Source organism: Runella salmonicolor, from assembly GCF_024158025.1.
GTDB lineage: Bacteria > Bacteroidota > Bacteroidia > Cytophagales > Spirosomataceae > Runella > Runella salmonicolor.
The window spans coordinates 95,636-111,186 of sequence record NZ_JAMZEL010000009.1; the positions used below are offsets into that span (position 1 = coordinate 95,636).

A 15,551-nucleotide genomic window follows, 5' to 3' on the forward strand; every position below is an offset into this window, starting at 1 on the left:
GACCGATAACGATTAACGAATTACTTCAATATGGCATTTTTGAAAGGAAAGTATCGCAAATCCATTATTTTGTTTTGGCAATTGGCCGGTGTTGTGATTGGAGGGGCTGTATTATACATAAGCGCCGTTTATTTTAATTTCTTTTGGCTTTTTGGCGGAATGCCCGATTTGAAAGCCATCGAAAACCCTGAAAGTCAGGTTGCTTCCGAAATTCTTTCGGCCGATGGGCAGACCCTTTCTAAGTACTTTATCGAAAACCGTACGCCGGTTGAGTTTGACCAGCTTTCGCCCAACATCGTCAAAGCGCTGATTGCGACTGAAGATGCCCGTTTTGTAAAACACTCAGGCATTGACCCCCGTTCTATGTTTCGGGTTTTGAAAGGCGTTGCTTCAAGTGAGCAGGGAACCACGGGTGGTGGAAGTACGCTGACCCAACAATTGGCCAAGAACCTGTTTCAAACCCGAAGTGATAAATACAAAGGAGGTTTGGGAGATATTCCCCTCATCAAAACCGTCATTGCTAAAACCAAAGAATGGATTTTGTCGGTAAGGCTGGAGCGAAATTATACCAAACAGGAAATCATGACGATGTACCTCAACACCGTTTCGTTTGGTAACAATGCCGACGGGATTAAGACGGCGTCAAGGACGTATTTTCGGAAAGAGCCCTGGAATTTGAATTTGACCGAGGCCGCATTATTGGTGGGTATGTTGCAAAACCCTTCCCGTTTCAACCCGCGTGTATTTAAAGAAAGAGCATTAGAGCGTAGAAATGTGGTAATGGGCCAAATGGTGAAATACGGCTTTCTGACGCAGGAAGCATTTTATGTAAATAAACTGAAACCCCTCGGCCTGAATTTTAACATCGAAAACCACAACACTGGTCCCGCGCCTTATTTCAGAGAAGTATTGCGTGATTGGATGAAGACGTGGCTGGCCCAATATAATCAAGAAAATGGGACGGAGTATGATTTATACACCGATGGACTGCGAATATATACGACCATAGACTCCCGGATGCAGGACTATGCCGAGCAGGCCGCCGAGCAACACATGAAAGACCAGCAGGCTAAGTTTTTCAATCACTTCAAAGAACTTAAAATGAATCCGTGGGTGGTGAAAGGCACAAACGGAGGCTATGTGCCTGACCCCAATTTTGAAAGAAGAGCAGTAAAACGCAGTTGGCGCTATCGTGAACTGAAACGCAGTTTTGGGGATGATGAAGAAAAAATTTGGGCAGAATTGCGTAAACCCATCAAAATGAAAGTGTTTTCTTGGCGCGGCGACCGGGATACCATCATGAGTCCGTTGGATTCTATTAAGTACTACAATAAGTTTTTGCGCATCGGTATGGTCTCGATGGACCCGCGCAATGGCGACGTGAAAGCATGGGTAGGTGGAATCAATTATAAGCACTTTAAGTACGACCAAGTATATCAGGGCAAGCGCCAACCGGGCTCCACCTTCAAACCCTTTGTGTATTGCTCCGCCATTAACGAAAACTACGTCACCCCCTGCGAAACCATCATGGACCATCAGGTTTGCATTGGAGATTGGTGTCCCAAGAACTCAACAGGGTCTTTTTCGGGGCAAATGCTGACATTGCGGCAGGCATTGGCAAAATCGGTTAACTCCATCAGTGCGTATTTGATGAGTAGAGTCGGCCCCAAGAAAGTGGTGGAATATGCTCATAAACTGGGAATTACGAGCCCGTTACCCGAAAATGATGTAACGATTTGTTTGGGAACCCCTAATGTCTCGGTTTATGAAATGGTGAATGCGTATTGCACTTTTGCCAACAGCGGCAAACACGTTGACCCACGTTTTGTAACCCGTATTGAAGATAAAGACGGACGTTTATTGGCAGAGTTTCCACCAAACGAAAAAGAAGTAATCAGCCCAAGCATTGCCTACCAAATGTTGTTTGTGATGCGCGGTGCCGTAGAAGATCCTTGGGGAACGGCGCAACGCCTGCGCACCCAGTACAAACTGGCCGATAATAACGAGATTGCCGCCAAAACGGGAACGACTTCTGATTATACCGATGGCTGGTTTATGGGCGTAACCCCCAATTTGGTCACGGGCGTTTGGGTAGGTGGCGAAGATAACCACGTTCACTTTACTTCGATGGCACTCGGGCAGGGGGCTCGAATAGCCATGCCTGCGTGGGGATTATACATGCAAAAAGTTTATGCCGACCCTGATTTAGCAGGTAATGACCGCTCTCCGTATCGCCGCGACCGATTCAATAAACCCGACGGAATGGATGTAAATATCGGATGCGGTGGTGTAAAAATTGACACGATAAATACCTATTTACGTCCGAAAGTAACCGACGACGAAAGTATATTATTTTAGGAATCAGAAGTCAGGAGTGAGAATGTAGAAATTACTTTCGCGCTCCTGAATTCTCCCGCCCGACTTCTCGCTAAACTATGAAATTTCTGCTTGCACCCGACAAATTCCGTGGTTCCTTGACGGCCTATGAAGTATGCCAAGCCATGAGTGACGGCATTCATGAAGTGATTCCTGAAGCTGAAATTGTGGTGCTTCCTATGGCTGACGGGGGAGAAGGAACCGCTGAAATTCTGACGCTTAATGCGGGGGGCAAGATGCACACTGCTTTTGTTTCTGATCCGTTGGGTCGCCGCATTGAAGCAGAATACGGACTTTCTGCCGATGGCCAAACGGCATACATTGAAATGGCGACTGCTTCGGGGTTGCGCTTACTTCACTCCGACGAATGTAATCCCCTCAAAACTACAACATTGGGTTCTGGTCAGCTTATTCTGGAGGCTTCTGAAAAAGGGGCGCGTCATATAATTCTTGGCATTGGCGGCAGCGCTACTACCGACGGAGGCATTGGCATGGCAGCGGCTTTAGGGTGGGAGTTTTTGGACGCCAACGGCATTGCTTTGCCTCCCAATGGCGAAAGTTTAGTCAAAATCCAACAAATAAAACCGCCTCAGCATTTACCTGAAATAACGGTTGAAGTCGCCTGTGATGTGACGGCACCGCTTTTCGGACCAGACGGCGCGGCGCACGTATATGCGCCTCAGAAGGGGGCAGATGCGGCGATGGTAGCGGAACTAGAACTCGGATTGCAGCATTTGGCATGGGTCGTAAAGCGTGACTTTGACGTAGATATAGCACACGTTGCTGGTACGGGAGCGGCGGGTGGTTTGGGATTTGGAGCGTTATTTTTCCTAAATGCGGTCCTGAAAGAAGGGGTTAAAATCGTAATGGAACAGACCCATTTTGAATCACATTTGACCGATACCGATTTGGTGTTGACGGGTGAAGGAAAAATTGATGAACAAACTTTGCAGGGAAAACTCATTGCAGGAATTGCGGGTGCGGCTCAAAAGCGCGACATTCCAGTAGCGGCACTATGCGGAGCGTTGATGGTGTCGCCCGCCGACCTAGCGCATTTGGGGATTTCGTACGCCACTTCTATTTTGCCCCGTCCGATGAGTCTTCAAGAAGCGATACCCTATGCTTATGAAGGGGTGAAAAACAGTACCCATTATCTCGTAAAACTACTGAATCAAGTCAAAAAATAGCCCACCATAATGATGCATTTGCTTAAAAACACCATTGGACGTCTTCGTATTATTGGCTTTTTAGAAGGTATATCTTTTCTGGTACTTCTTTTTATTGCCATGCCTTTAAAATACATGGCGGACCAGCCAATGGCCGTAAAAATCACTGGCATGGCCCACGGAGTGCTATTTGTGTTGTATATTTTGTACGTTATAATGGCCGCCGTCGAATACAGCTGGTCAATAAAAAAATCGGTCCTTGCTTTTTTGGCTTCATTGGTTCCTTTCGGTACTTTTTGGGCGGATGCGAAACTGTTTCGCTAACTATTCAACTTTATTTTGATTCTTCCAGCAATTGACGAATGCGGTTGGAAAGTTCGGTATTCTGGTAAATTCCACCGAATTGCTGGGATTGCGGGCCGTAGGCATACACTGGAACCATGATGGCAGAGTGGCCTTTAGAACCAAAATTTCCTTTAATCATTCCTTCTGACTCGCTACCGCCCGTAATACTCATTGCGCCCGTTTCGTGGTCGGCGGTGACAATGACGAGCGTTTGGCCGTCTTCATCGGCAAAACGTAGCGCTTCACCCACTGCCCTGTCAAAATCCAGTACCTCATTGGCTACATAACCTGTATTGTTGGCATGGCCGGCGTAGTCGATTTGTGCTCCTTCAGCCATGATAAAAAAGCCCTTTTTTGCCGTTTTCTGGAAGTGACTGATGCTTTCTTTTACCGTTAATGGTAGAAAATTGCCACGCCCTTTTTCAATTGAGAGTGTGGCTTGGTCGTCCAAAACGACGAATTTTTCAGCTTTATTCTGGTTAGCTATTTCGGCGTATTTACGGATGACATCATACTGACGCGCTTTGAGTGAATCCCCCAGATTTGCTTTGTCTTTGCGCTCAAAAAAATACTTGCTTCCACCACCCGCTAAAATATCCAAGGGTTCTTTGAGAAAATCAGCGGCAATTTCTTCCTGCATACCACGCTTGGGCTGGTGGGCATAAAAGACCGCGGGGGTTGCATCTGTGATGGGCCCCGACGAAATAACGGCACTTTTTTTTCCTTTTTGTTTGGCGGTTACGGTCAGCGAAGGACGGGCTACCAAGGTGGCATCCATGCCAATGGTCCCGTTTTTGGTTTTATATCCCGTGGCCAAGGCGGTGCCCGCGGCGGCTGAGTCGGTGATGAACGATTCGGCAGGTTGGGTTTGCATTAAACCAAGATGCTTAAACAACGCCATGTGGAGCTGTCCGTGATTGGCAATCAATCCGGTGTGCATTTGGGCAAGACCCATGCCGTCGCCAATCAAAAAAATGATGTTTTTGGGCGTTTTATTGATGCCGTCACTCTTATAGGAGGGTTGATAAGGCGTGTACGCGGGAACTGTATTGGTGTATTGACTGTCGGCAGGTTTTGTACTTTTAAAATAATTTGTCAGCGTCTGCGGCGCATCGGTTCCAATCCAATCAACGCCCACTGCCATCAGTTCTTTCCAAACGGCTTCATTGTCAGGCGTTCCCCAAAAACGAACTTTTTTTCCTTTTTGATGGGCACGATTCACCAACTCAACCAATTTTTCGCGGTCTTCTTTGGGAAATAAACCAACCCCCGTCCAACGAGAAACGCTACTGAACGGAGCGCTGAACAATGGCACGCGGGCCAAAGCAGCGTCAGAATAAGTTTCTTCAAATCTGCCATCAAACAAAACCCAAGAGGGATATTTTCCAAAATCACTGGGTGAAGGCATGTTGCCGCTGATGACCACTTTGACGGATTTGTTGTCGCCAAAAACGTACGGAAAACGGTTCAAGTGATTGACCAACGTTTCTAGGGTAGGGCCAGCGGGGGTTTTTAGGTCAATCAATAATTGTAAGGGATACATTTTTCCTTCCCGATGCTGCGCGGCGAGCGGCTGCAAATACAAGGCATGAAAGGTGCGCTCAGGCTTGATTTCATCGGGATGGTGCGCTACCATCAGTTCACCGTCTTTGAGAAAAACATCGGCTTCGATGGCCCCGCATTGAAGGTTGTAAGCACCAAAAAAAGGATTGGCCTGTGCATAGTCATTGTGCGAGTGTGCATTGGCGGAGGTGTACGTAATTTGGCTGTGGCTTTGCAAAACGGCAAAGACAGCGAAAAGGACTGGTAAAAAATAACGTTTCATAAAAATGGTTAGAATCAATGATAGAAAACACCTTGAGGGTATTTTTACTGTATTTTTCCTAAAAAGTAACTGCATCAGGAAAGGGAGTATTGCGAAACTCCTGCGTGTCGTACGCGTCATTTTGGGGTTTGGGGCGGACTACTGCGTGGTTTTGGCGCCAGCTCCATTTACGTTTCCAATGATAATTTGAAGTGGCAAAGTTATGCTTTAATGTTGATTTCATAGCGTTCTTTTTGACCGTAAAACAACGCGTTTACCATGTCTTCAAGATGAAGCTGCTGTTATGCTTTTGTAAAATATGGTGATATAATGATTGAAAAATGAAAAAAAACGGATGCTAGTGTACCGATGTGGGTGCTCCGTTTCTATCTTTGTTCCATGCAAAATCCGCAAGCCAATAATCCCCTTCATGGCATCACCCTTGAAATGATGCTGAATCACTTGGTTGCTCATTATGGGTGGGAAACCATGAGTGAGTACGTCAATATTCGTTGTTTTCAATACGACCCAAGCATCAAATCTAGCTTAGCATTTCTCCGAAAAACGCCTTGGGCGCGGGCCAAAGTAGAACAACTGTATTTGATGAGTCTGAATGATTAACTAACGTACACGTCCCAAACCAAATTGGTCGCCTAGCTGTACGGGTTTTTGACCATTGAAGTGCACTTCAATCATTTTTTCGCTGTGCACTCCCTGTCCGTTCTCTCCTTGGAGCGTTGTAATGATTTTGTGGGTAGCTACGTCGATGATTTCCCCAGTGGATGGGTAGGCGTGTTTCCCGTCCAGACTGAACGTAATCCAGCCCAGTTGGTCACGCAGCGACAAGCTCCCGATTTGGCGGGAGGGCATAACCGTTGCATCAAAAAAATGGACTTTCTGGTTGGCACCGTCTACGACCCAAACTTCCTTTTCGTCGGGTGTAAGGCCGACGCCGTGGCTGGGGCATCCGTGGCGTTTGACGGGCCCTTTTTGTACTCCGCTGACTTCAACGCGGTGCAGCATTTTGCCCGTTTTGAGGTCGCCGATTTCAAAACCCAGCAAATCGTTGACGTTCACAAAACACAACGTTTGTTTTCCATTTACCGTGAAAGGACGAATAGACGCACTAAATGGGCCAACTTGGCGGGTTTCCGTTGGTTTTTGGGCATTCACCACGGTTAAGTAAGGCGAGCGTAGGCCTGCCAGATACACCTCTTTCCCGTTCAATCCGAAAATGGTGTTGTGAGCGCCAGAATTGAGGACAATCTTCTGTTTTACATCGCCCGTGGCGGCATCCACCACCGCCCAATAATCTTTTTCAAACGTGGGCAGATAAATCGTTTTGCCGTCGGGAGAGATGGCCATGCGGTCGCAGCCTTCGTCGTATTTACGTTCCCATTTTACTTTTTCGGTCGTTAAATCTATGCATTGCAAGGTGGTGATGGTACTGATATAGATGCTGTTGGTGGCCAAGCTTGCACAAATTCCTTTTACGTTTATGGGCTTGCCTTCTGCATCCAGCCCAGCCGTGGGAATGCGTTTGACAAACCGATAATTATTGTCAATATCAAAGACCACTAAGCCATGTCCGCCGTATTCGAGGTAATTTCGTATGCCCGGCGTTGCCACGTACAGGTAGCGTTTGAGGGCTTGCTTTTTCTTGGGAATGGTATGGGTAAAAAGGCCCATGACCCCTAAAGACAAGGCCAATAGCAAAAGCTGGAATCGTACCTTTTTCATCGTAGTATTTGGAGATACCAAGGGCGTTTTTGCCCTTTTAGAGAAAAGGGGGCAAGGGTCTTTTTATAACTATTCCAGAAAATGAACGAGATGACTCTAGAGTCCTAAACCTTGTAGCATTGACGACTTATTTTTGGGCCAAGCCGAGATTAGAGGGAAGGCCGTCGAGGCTGGTTAAATTATTTTTTTGTATGTATTCGGCCAAGCCGCTTTCCCCTTTTTTCTCGGCCCAATCAAAATGGATGCTTCGCTCTCCTTTGTACTCAAATTCGGGTACGCCAAATCCGCATGAGGTTTGCACCAAGTTAATATCGGCCACAATAATCTGGCGCGTACTGGGATAAACGGTAAAATGGGGGGCGTAAGTTGCCCACTCGTCGGAGGAAGGCAAAACGGTAAACCCTTTGCCATACAGCCTCAAAATGAGTGGATTGGCATCAAAAGAACAAAACATAAACGTAATGCGACCGTTTTCGAGCGTATGGGCAGAGGTTTCATTGCCGCTACTGATTAGATCCATATAGGCCACTTTATTTTCTGACAAAACCCGAAAACAATCCAAGCCCTTGGGCGACAGATTGATGTGTCCGTCGGGGTTGAGTGGTGCCGTACTGACAAAAAACAGATGTTGTTTTTCAATAAATTCTTGGTGCGATTTGTGGATGGAAGGGTGAAATTTTCCCATGGCGGTTGCGTTTAAATCGTTGGGTAATCAACACTTTTAGAGAAGTGTTTGGGTTTACTTTACAATAATAATAGTTACAAAGGGCAGAAAAAAACAAACCCCTGAAAACAACCTTTGCAGGTATTTTCAAGGGTCAAAATACGGGTGTTGAAGCAACGGTTAGAAGTTGGGTTTTAGCAAATATTTAGCGTAAAACTCATCAATGACGCGCACGGCTTCTTCGGCGGTGTCGACCAAACTAAACAGTTTGAGGTCTTCGGGATTGATGTTGCGTTCGGTTTCGAGCATGGTGGTTTTAATCCAATCAAGCAGCCCCGACCAATAGGCTTTTCCGACCATGACGATGGGGAAACGGCCGATTTTTTTGGTTTGAATGAGCGTTAGTGCTTCAAAAAGTTCATCCAAGGTGCCAAATCCGCCCGGCATGACCACAAAACCCTGAGAGTATTTGACAAACATTACTTTTCTGACAAAAAAGAAATCGAAGTTGATGTTTTTGTCGGGGTCAATGTACAGGTTACTGTGCTGTTCAAAGGGGAGAATGATGTTTAAACCTACCGATTTGCCACCTTGTTCAAAAGCGCCTTTGCTTCCCGCTTCCATAATCCCAGGGCCGCCGCCCGTGATAACCCCGTAGCCGTGGCGTACGAGTTTGGCGGCGATTTCTTCGGCGATTTTGTAATACTCATGGTCGGGTTTGGTACGGGCAGAGCCGAAAATGGAGACACACGGGCCGATTTTTGCTAACTTATCAAATCCTTCTACAAACTCGGCCAAGACTTTGAAAATGACCCATGAATCGGCGGTTTTTATTTCATTCCAGTTTTTGTCTTCAAATGCTTCGCGAATGCGATCTTCTTCGTTCAATAATTCAGTTTCTGACATGGCTTTAACTTTTTTAAAGGGTCTTTCAATTTTTGTAGTTCCTAAACAGGAAACCCAAAAACACGGAGACGGGTTGTGAAATTATTCAGGTCGGTTACCCAAGGTTTTGTACCTTTGCGGTAACGGGAAACAATAACGAAAATAATTTTAATTCTAGTTCAGGTTATGGCTAAAAAAATTGCAATTGGCGGCGACCACGCCGGATTTTCCTTAAAAGAACCGCTGGCAGCGTGGCTGAAAGAGCAAGGGTATGAAGTAAAAGACTTTGGAACTTACAGCGCCGACTCGGCCGACTACGCCGATTTTGCGCATCCAGTGGCTTTGGCGGTGGAAAAAGGAGAATTTGACGCGGGGGTATTGGTCTGCGGTAGCGGACAAGGTGTGGCCATAACGGCCAACAAACACCAGGGAATTCGGGCGGCATTGGTATGGGATACGCCGTTGGCGGCGCTGGCTCGTCAGCACAATGATGCAAACATCATTTGTCTACCTGCAAGGTTTATTGCCGAAGAAACGGCGTTTGAGTGCGTTACGATATTTTTAAATACCGAATTTGAAGGTGGACGCCACGCTACGCGTGTCGGAAAAATTGCCTGTTAAATAACGAATTGAAGAGGTTTCGGAAATCACCGAAACCTCTTCAATCAATCCTCTTTACTGCTTGTATTCAAAATCGTTGACGACTACGCTTATTTTTATCAATTAATAAATAGCCATTAAATCCAAACGTCCCATCTATTGCGTACATGTTAGGTGTAAAATATATACCTAAACGTCATTGATGAAAATTATCGTTTTTGGGCTTTGGCTCACCTTGGGCACTTTTAGTTTTTGCTGGGCACAACTAACCCAAACTGACACCCTTCTAGCCGATATTGGCGTAAATCAGATACCAGATTTATTACCTTCAAAAATGCTTTTTACCCAACGAGCGGTGTGGGGAAGTAAAGGGTTGGTGCGAAATTGGCGACCACTGACTATTCAAAACAGGCAGAGTGAGCTCAAAATCAGGCGAAATATGCTGAAAATTCACCGTTTTGTGGGGCTTACTACGCTGGCAGGCATGGTGGGGCAGGGGTTTCTTGGGGCCAAGTTATACCGCAATTATTCGCCTTCTCTCAAAAATACCCATGAAAATATGGCCATGGGAATCAACATCACCTACACTACTGCGGCGCTTCTTTCACTTACGGCCCCTCCACCAATGGTACGTCGAAAAGGATTCAGTGGCGTGAAACTTCACCGTGGTTTGGCCATTTTACATCTTTCGGGCATGATTGCTACCAACGTATTGGCTCGCAGAATATCCGAGAATCCTTCTCTAAAACCCTACCATCGGGCCGCCGCATATACCACATTTGCGGCCATGACGCTGAGTGTAGTAAGTCTAAAATTTAAGTAAATAGTGTATGAATCTTATTGCTATTTTTTTTGGATTTCTCTTGTACTTTGGAGAAAAAACAACTTTTTCAAACGTAAAATTATTTGCGCTTCCCAGCCAGTCCTCGGTAAGTTATGAGGGTTTTCATCCATTGCACAACTGGACGGCCAAATCGAATGCGGTGGTATGCGTAATCAATTATAGTCCTGACAAACAGGAGATTATGACAGTTGCTGCTTCGGCCAAAGTTGTTAGTTTTGACAGTCGGAATTCCAATCGTGACTCCAATGCAATGGAAAAAATAGAAGCATTGCTATTCCCGAGGGTTAGTTTTACGGGGGATTCTATCGTCGCAAACGCTGGTAAAATGACCATTGTTGGCAACTTATCTTTTCATGGGGTCAGCAAAAAAATCAGCGTTAATGCTCAAACGTCTCTCAAAGGGAATAAAATGAAAGTAGAAGGGGCATTTCCGGTTAATCTCAAAGAATATAATATTCCCATTCCTTCCCTTTTGGGAACGTCTATCAAGGAAGAAATCAACGTTAAGTTTACCTTCGTATTTGATGTAAATCAGTGAAAAAACAAATAGGCGAGCAAAATTGCGGCAGTTACCCCTATAAAGTCGGCAATTAGTCCTGCAACAATGGCATAGCGGGTTTTCTTGATGCCTACCGAACCAAAATACAGCGCAACAATGTAGAAAGTGGTATCGGCAGAGCTTTGAAACATACACGACAATCGTCCCACGAATGAGTCTGCGCCAAACTGCTTCATGCTGTCAATCATGAGCGCCCTCGATGCACTGCCACTGATGGGGCGCATCAACGCTACGGGCAATGAATCAGAAAAATCGGTGTTCATGCCAGTCAACGCAATCAGGTATTTTAAGCCTTCTACCAAGTAATTCATTACGCCCGCATTTCGGAAAGTACTGATGGCCACCAACATTCCGACTAGGTAGGGAATGATTTTGACCGACGTTTCAAAACCAGCTTTGGCCCCATCTACAAAAGTACCAAACAAGTCTATTTTTTTGCGGAGCCCGCCGAGCAGAAAAGCCACTACAATGATCAATAAAATCAAGTTGCCCCCCACTTTTGAAATGATTTCGAGCTGTTCTTTCGTTTGTGTGGACAAATACCACAAAAGCAGCCCCAAAATCGCGGTTATCGAGCCTATCCAGCCAATAAAGATTCGATTGAATAGATTGATACGTTGCCAAAAACCAGTAATAATGATGCTGGCGACAGTGGCTATATAGGTAGCAATCAGACACGGAATTAAAATATCGGACGGGTCTTGCGCACCCAAGATGGAGCGTTGGGCCATCACACCAAGCGGAATAATGGTCAACCCCGACGTGTGTAAGACCAAAAACATGATTTGGGCATTACTAGCGGTTTCTTTGGTAGGGTTTAGGTCTTGAAGACTTTGCATAGCTCGCAAACCAAAAGGCGTTGCGGCATTGTCCAGCCCCAGCATATTGGCCGAAAAATTCATAATCATCTGGCCGTTAGCAGGGTGGTTTTTAGGTACTTCTGGAAAAAGCTGATGGAAAAATGGGCCAATGATTCGGGCAAGAAAATTGATGGCACCCGCCTTTTCTCCGATATTAAGCAATCCTAAAAAGAAGGTCATCACTCCTGCCAAAGGTAGCGCAATGTCCATCACGGCGACCTTAGCAGAATCAAACATGCCTTCGACTATCAATTTGAAGATTTCAGTATCGCCTGAAAAAATGAATTTAATCAAAGCAACCGCAAAAGAAATAAGGAAAAATCCAATCCAGATGTAATTAAGGGCCATAGGGCGGGAGAAGGTTAGGAAACCTAAAAATATAAAAAATCACGCGAAGACGGGAAGCGGCGCAAAAAAAGCCTGACTATCCTGCGTCTTTGCGTGCGCAAAAATGAAACAAACTACTGCTTTCCTACCAGTTTTTTGGCAAAGCCCACCGAATGAATCAGCACCAGCCACGCTTTACGCTTAAAGGTATCGTAGGTATTGGCCAAGGTGAGGTAAGGGCTGAAATTAATCGGACCGTAGTTCTCAACGATGTATTTCTCGGCATTTTTCTCGGCATTCCAGTAGGTTTCTGAGCTAGAATTGGCCTTTGTTCCACTGCCTGTTGTATCAAATGCGGCGTGACGAGTATAATCTTCAAGGGTTAAATGCCGGAACGTATAGCCACGACTGTACATGTCGTGCGACCAAACCGTGGCCGTATCAACGCCGCGCCATCCGCCGCCGTAGCAGCCGATGTCCCCCTGTGGAAGAGTTTCCTTGCGGTATTTCTCGACGTCAATCATGGCGCAATATTCGTTGAGCCGACATTCGGGCAGGATATGGACGCGCCCTGCCTTGAGTACTCTCAATTGGATGTCTTGGCGGGGGGTCGGGTATTTTTCGGCCAGCGCAATGGCCTCTTCTTGCGTCGGAACGTATTCTTCAAACTTTTTAGAATTACATTTATTGCCCCAATCTGGCCCAGCGGGGCAACTCCAACACTGTCCGATGGAGCCTACGCCAGTGAGGTTTTCGGGCCCTTTTTCAAATTCTTTGAGCATATCACCAATCATGTCACCATAAAATAACATATCGTTGTGCATGACGCAGAGGTACTTCTTATCGGTCATCTCCAGCGGGTACTGGTACATGATGCTTTGACGGTAACGCGTGTCGGTTTTGGCTCGCTCATAATCAGATACGCCAAGGCCTAAGAAATAATGAGGATGCTGAATGACTAACTTTACGTCGGAGTTACGGAAATAATCAATAATTTTGAAGATGCCGATGTAGTCGTTGTGCGGTTGGAGACGTTCGCGGGAAAGATAAATTTTGTCAATGTGCTGACCACTGTACTTCATTAATGTTTTAATGGTAACAATTGCCTGATAAGGCTTTCCATAAAACGCAATACTGACATCTACTTTTTTACTCATTGGAAGGAGTGATTGGTTATCCGTTGGTTTTTAAACGCTTTTTTTATTAATTGAAAAAAAACGAAGTTTCAAAATTACGACTAGCTACTCATTTTGCCAAAGTATCTTGATTTTTCGTAACTTTGCTTTGTTATTAAATATTGACTCCATTGAAAGAATACGGAAGCAACGTCCAAAAATTAGCTGACTACCTCGTCGACCTGCAAGACCGCGAAAAGCGTAATCTGTATGCCCACATCTTGGTCGAATTAATGCGGCAAATTCACCCTAATATGCGTGATGGTCAGGATTATTCCCAAAAACTGTGGGATGATCTGTACATCATGACCAATTTTAAGTTAGATGTAGATAGTCCTTTTGCCCCGCCTTCGCCCGAAGCGGTGGGCAAAAAACCCCTGCGTGTACCCTACAACCAGTCGAATATTCGGTATAAACAATACGGAAAAAATTTGCTTTTACTCGTACAAAAAGCCATCGACTGTCAGGATAAAGAAGAAAAACTAGCTTTTATTTCGTACCTGATTCGTCAGATGCGGACGTTTTATAACACTTGGAACAAAGACAACCCCGACGATAATATCGTATTTACGCAGTTGGATGAGGTCTCTGGCGGCCGTTTGAAAGAGGAGTTGGCGTATCTGCGCCAAAACGGATTGGTAGAATCTGCCCCGCGCGACAAAGGAACCAACGTAGAGCGTTACCAACGAAATCTCCAAAATAATCGCGGAAGTTTCAACAGCAATAACCCCAACCGCGAACGAAGTGGCAACACGGGCAACAACCGTAATAATAACAACAACAATAATCCTAATAATAATCGCAACCGCGACCGCGATCGTGACCGCGATAAGTTTAGAAGCAATAAGAACAATCGGAGACGATAATTCGAAGTAGTGAGTACAATGCATCCTCACTACTGATTCCTGACAACTACTGATTATGCAAATCCTGAAAAGTAAACGCCTTGAGCATCTGCGGTATGATATTCGAGGCCTGGTGTACGAAAAAGCCCTTGAGCTTGAAAGTCAAGGGTATAAGATTATTAATCTTAATATCGGCAATCCGGCCCCGTTTGGCTTTGACGCGCCCGACGAGATTATTCACGATATTATCCTCAACATTCGCAATGCGCAAGGATACGTAGATTCACGGGGGTTGTTTGCGGCACGGAAAGCGGTGATGCATTATACGCAGACGCAGGGAATCAAAGGCGTTGATATCAATGATGTGTACATCGGCAACGGGGTCAGTGAGTTGATTGTGATGTCGATGCAGGCTTTGCTAAATGAAGGCGATGAAATTCTGGTTCCTTCGCCCGATTATCCCCTTTGGACTACTTCGGTAGCTCTGAGTGGCGGGAAACCTGTCCATTATATTTGCGATGAACAAAGTGACTGGAATCCTGATTTAGATGATTTGGAAAGCAAAATCACCCCGCGTACCAAAGGGATTGTGATGATAAACCCCAATAATCCAACGGGTGCGGTCTACGAAAAAGATGTAGTACGCCGAATCGCGGAAATTGCCGAACGCCACCGCCTGATTCTTTTTTCGGACGAGATTTACGATAAAATTCTTTACGACGGAGCCGTCCACTATCCTGTTGCTACTATGGTGCAGGATACCCTTTGCGTTACGTTTGGCGGTCTTTCCAAAAATTATCGCTCAGCGGGCTTTCGCGGTGGTTGGTTGATTTTAAGCGGTGCAAAACACAAAGCGAAATCCTACATCGAAGGATTGACTTTTTTGGCAAGTATGCGTTTATGCGCCAACGTTCCTACCCAATACGCCATTCAAACCGCCTTGGGCGGCTACCAAAGCATCAAAGATTTGGTGTTGCCTACGGGCCGCTTGTACAAGCAGATGGAGCTGATTTACAATCGACTAACGGCTATTCCGGGTATCACCTGCGTGAAGCCCAAAGGGGCCTTGTATGTTTTTCCAAAAATTGACCTGCGTAAATTTGATTTTAAAAACGACGAAGACTTTGTGTATCAATTATTGGTAGAACAAAAAGTGTTGGTCGTGGCAGGAACGGGTTTTAACTACATTAAACCCGACCATTTTCGTATTGTAACTTTACCGAGTGTTGATGAGTTGACGATTGCCATGAATCGGCTTGAACAATTTCTTGATAACTCACGTATTCATGCCGAAAGCCCCGTTGAAGCTTATTTAGTATAACGAGTTAATCTGATACCAATTCATAAAAAGAGGGTGAAAC

General features: G+C 45.6%; 16 protein-coding genes. 9 read left to right on the forward strand and 7 right to left on the reverse strand.

Annotated features, from left to right (window positions below; all coding sequences use genetic code 11):
* Positions 1 to 30: 30 nt before the first annotated feature.
* The 3 genes from NCI00_RS19730 (at position 31) to NCI00_RS19740 (ending at position 3,866) form a co-directional block, all read left to right on the forward strand.
* On the forward strand, positions 31 to 2,358 hold the full coding sequence (locus tag NCI00_RS19730; RefSeq protein ID WP_253530435.1) for a penicillin-binding protein 1A: 2,328 nt from the start codon (positions 31 to 33) through the stop codon (positions 2,356 to 2,358).
* 77 nt (positions 2,359 to 2,435) lie between these two features.
* A complete protein-coding gene (locus tag NCI00_RS19735; protein WP_253530437.1) occupies positions 2,436 to 3,563 on the forward strand; it encodes a glycerate kinase in 1,128 nt (375 codons plus the stop codon).
* A 9-nt stretch (positions 3,564 to 3,572) separates the two neighbouring features.
* Entirely contained in the window at positions 3,573 to 3,866 is a 294-nt protein-coding gene (locus NCI00_RS19740) for a DUF3817 domain-containing protein (protein ID WP_253530439.1), read from the forward strand.
* A gap of 10 nt (positions 3,867 to 3,876) precedes the next feature.
* Here NCI00_RS19740 and NCI00_RS19745 read toward each other — a convergent pair whose 3' ends face one another.
* Positions 3,877 to 5,712 (reverse strand): alkaline phosphatase, encoded by a 1,836-nt coding sequence (locus NCI00_RS19745; RefSeq protein WP_253530440.1) that lies wholly within the window; start codon positions 5,710 to 5,712, stop codon positions 3,877 to 3,879.
* Between the two features lie 58 nt (positions 5,713 to 5,770).
* Entirely contained in the window at positions 5,771 to 5,935 is a 165-nt protein-coding gene (locus tag NCI00_RS19750) for a hypothetical protein (protein ID WP_253530441.1), read from the reverse strand.
* A gap of 155 nt (positions 5,936 to 6,090) precedes the next feature.
* Between NCI00_RS19750 and NCI00_RS19755 the strand changes: the two genes are divergently transcribed.
* Positions 6,091 to 6,312 (forward strand): VF530 family protein, encoded by a 222-nt coding sequence (locus NCI00_RS19755; protein WP_114065979.1) that lies wholly within the window; start codon positions 6,091 to 6,093, stop codon positions 6,310 to 6,312.
* On the opposite strand, the gene NCI00_RS19760 is transcribed toward NCI00_RS19755, so the two are convergent.
* The 3 genes from NCI00_RS19760 to NCI00_RS19770 all read right to left on the reverse strand — a co-directional run bounded on the left by NCI00_RS19760 (position 6,313) and on the right by NCI00_RS19770 (position 9,001).
* On the reverse strand, positions 6,313 to 7,431 hold the full coding sequence (locus NCI00_RS19760; protein ID WP_253530443.1) for a YncE family protein: 1,119 nt from the start codon (positions 7,429 to 7,431) through the stop codon (positions 6,313 to 6,315).
* 127 nt (positions 7,432 to 7,558) lie between these two features.
* On the reverse strand, positions 7,559 to 8,116 hold the full coding sequence (locus NCI00_RS19765) for a pyridoxamine 5'-phosphate oxidase family protein (protein WP_253530445.1): 558 nt from the start codon (positions 8,114 to 8,116) through the stop codon (positions 7,559 to 7,561).
* 159 nt (positions 8,117 to 8,275) lie between these two features.
* Entirely contained in the window at positions 8,276 to 9,001 is a 726-nt protein-coding gene (locus NCI00_RS19770) for an LOG family protein (protein ID WP_114459552.1), read from the reverse strand.
* A gap of 165 nt (positions 9,002 to 9,166) precedes the next feature.
* On the opposite strand from NCI00_RS19770, the gene rpiB reads away from it, so the two are divergent.
* The 3 genes from rpiB (at position 9,167) to NCI00_RS19785 (ending at position 10,962) form a co-directional block, all read left to right on the forward strand.
* Positions 9,167 to 9,601 (forward strand): ribose 5-phosphate isomerase B, encoded by a 435-nt coding sequence (gene rpiB, locus NCI00_RS19775; protein ID WP_114459553.1) that lies wholly within the window; start codon positions 9,167 to 9,169, stop codon positions 9,599 to 9,601.
* A gap of 181 nt (positions 9,602 to 9,782) precedes the next feature.
* Complete coding sequence (locus tag NCI00_RS19780; RefSeq protein WP_253530447.1) at positions 9,783 to 10,403, forward strand: hypothetical protein; 621 nt, start codon at positions 9,783 to 9,785, stop codon at positions 10,401 to 10,403.
* 7 nt (positions 10,404 to 10,410) lie between these two features.
* The gene (locus NCI00_RS19785) at positions 10,411 to 10,962 is read left to right on the forward strand and encodes a YceI family protein (RefSeq protein WP_253530449.1); all 552 of its coding nucleotides are present in this window, start codon (positions 10,411 to 10,413) and stop codon (positions 10,960 to 10,962) included.
* Here the strand turns inward: NCI00_RS19785 and NCI00_RS19790 are convergent.
* Together NCI00_RS19790 and NCI00_RS19795 are read right to left on the reverse strand one after the other, a co-directional pair.
* Complete coding sequence (locus NCI00_RS19790; RefSeq protein WP_166558964.1) at positions 10,956 to 12,191, reverse strand: spore maturation protein; 1,236 nt, start codon at positions 12,189 to 12,191, stop codon at positions 10,956 to 10,958. The two genes, NCI00_RS19785 and NCI00_RS19790, sit on opposite strands and share 7 nt — an antisense overlap.
* A gap of 113 nt (positions 12,192 to 12,304) precedes the next feature.
* Positions 12,305 to 13,327 carry a hypothetical protein gene (locus NCI00_RS19795; RefSeq protein WP_253530450.1) on the reverse strand — a complete coding sequence of 341 codons (1,023 nt, stop codon included), beginning with the start codon at positions 13,325 to 13,327 and terminating at the stop codon, positions 12,305 to 12,307.
* A gap of 149 nt (positions 13,328 to 13,476) precedes the next feature.
* On the opposite strand from NCI00_RS19795, the gene NCI00_RS19800 reads away from it, so the two are divergent.
* The gene (locus tag NCI00_RS19800; RefSeq protein ID WP_253530451.1) at positions 13,477 to 14,211 is read left to right on the forward strand and encodes a DUF4290 domain-containing protein; all 735 of its coding nucleotides are present in this window, start codon (positions 13,477 to 13,479) and stop codon (positions 14,209 to 14,211) included.
* 55 nt (positions 14,212 to 14,266) lie between these two features.
* Positions 14,267 to 15,511: a pyridoxal phosphate-dependent aminotransferase gene (locus tag NCI00_RS19805; protein ID WP_256498288.1), complete on the forward strand. Its 1,245-nt coding sequence runs from the start codon at positions 14,267 to 14,269 to the stop codon at positions 15,509 to 15,511.
* The last annotated feature ends 40 nt before the right edge of the window (positions 15,512 to 15,551 follow it).

What these genes read in the sequence shown, in the direction of transcription:
- NCI00_RS19795 (WP_253530450.1), bottom strand. Translation starts at nt 13,327, where the DNA reads ATGAGTAAAAAAGTAGATGTCAGTATTGCGTTTTATGGAAAGCCTTAT.
- NCI00_RS19735 (WP_253530437.1), top strand. Translation starts at nt 2,436, where the DNA reads ATGAAATTTCTGCTTGCACCCGACAAATTCCGTGGTTCCTTGACGGCC.
- NCI00_RS19770 (WP_114459552.1), bottom strand. Translation starts at nt 9,001, where the DNA reads ATGTCAGAAACTGAATTATTGAACGAAGAAGATCGCATTCGCGAAGCA.
- rpiB (WP_114459553.1), top strand. Translation starts at nt 9,167, where the DNA reads ATGGCTAAAAAAATTGCAATTGGCGGCGACCACGCCGGATTTTCCTTA.
- NCI00_RS19765 (WP_253530445.1), bottom strand. Translation starts at nt 8,116, where the DNA reads ATGGGAAAATTTCACCCTTCCATCCACAAATCGCACCAAGAATTTATT.
- NCI00_RS19785 (WP_253530449.1), top strand. Translation starts at nt 10,411, where the DNA reads ATGAATCTTATTGCTATTTTTTTTGGATTTCTCTTGTACTTTGGAGAA.
- NCI00_RS19760 (WP_253530443.1), bottom strand. Translation starts at nt 7,431, where the DNA reads ATGAAAAAGGTACGATTCCAGCTTTTGCTATTGGCCTTGTCTTTAGGG.
- NCI00_RS19755 (WP_114065979.1), top strand. Translation starts at nt 6,091, where the DNA reads ATGCAAAATCCGCAAGCCAATAATCCCCTTCATGGCATCACCCTTGAA.
- NCI00_RS19750 (WP_253530441.1), bottom strand. Translation starts at nt 5,935, where the DNA reads ATGAAATCAACATTAAAGCATAACTTTGCCACTTCAAATTATCATTGG.
- NCI00_RS19740 (WP_253530439.1), top strand. Translation starts at nt 3,573, where the DNA reads ATGATGCATTTGCTTAAAAACACCATTGGACGTCTTCGTATTATTGGC.
- NCI00_RS19730 (WP_253530435.1), top strand. Translation starts at nt 31, where the DNA reads ATGGCATTTTTGAAAGGAAAGTATCGCAAATCCATTATTTTGTTTTGG.
- NCI00_RS19790 (WP_166558964.1), bottom strand. Translation starts at nt 12,191, where the DNA reads ATGGCCCTTAATTACATCTGGATTGGATTTTTCCTTATTTCTTTTGCG.
- NCI00_RS19780 (WP_253530447.1), top strand. Translation starts at nt 9,783, where the DNA reads ATGAAAATTATCGTTTTTGGGCTTTGGCTCACCTTGGGCACTTTTAGT.
- NCI00_RS19745 (WP_253530440.1), bottom strand. Translation starts at nt 5,712, where the DNA reads ATGAAACGTTATTTTTTACCAGTCCTTTTCGCTGTCTTTGCCGTTTTG.
- NCI00_RS19805 (WP_256498288.1), top strand. Translation starts at nt 14,267, where the DNA reads ATGCAAATCCTGAAAAGTAAACGCCTTGAGCATCTGCGGTATGATATT.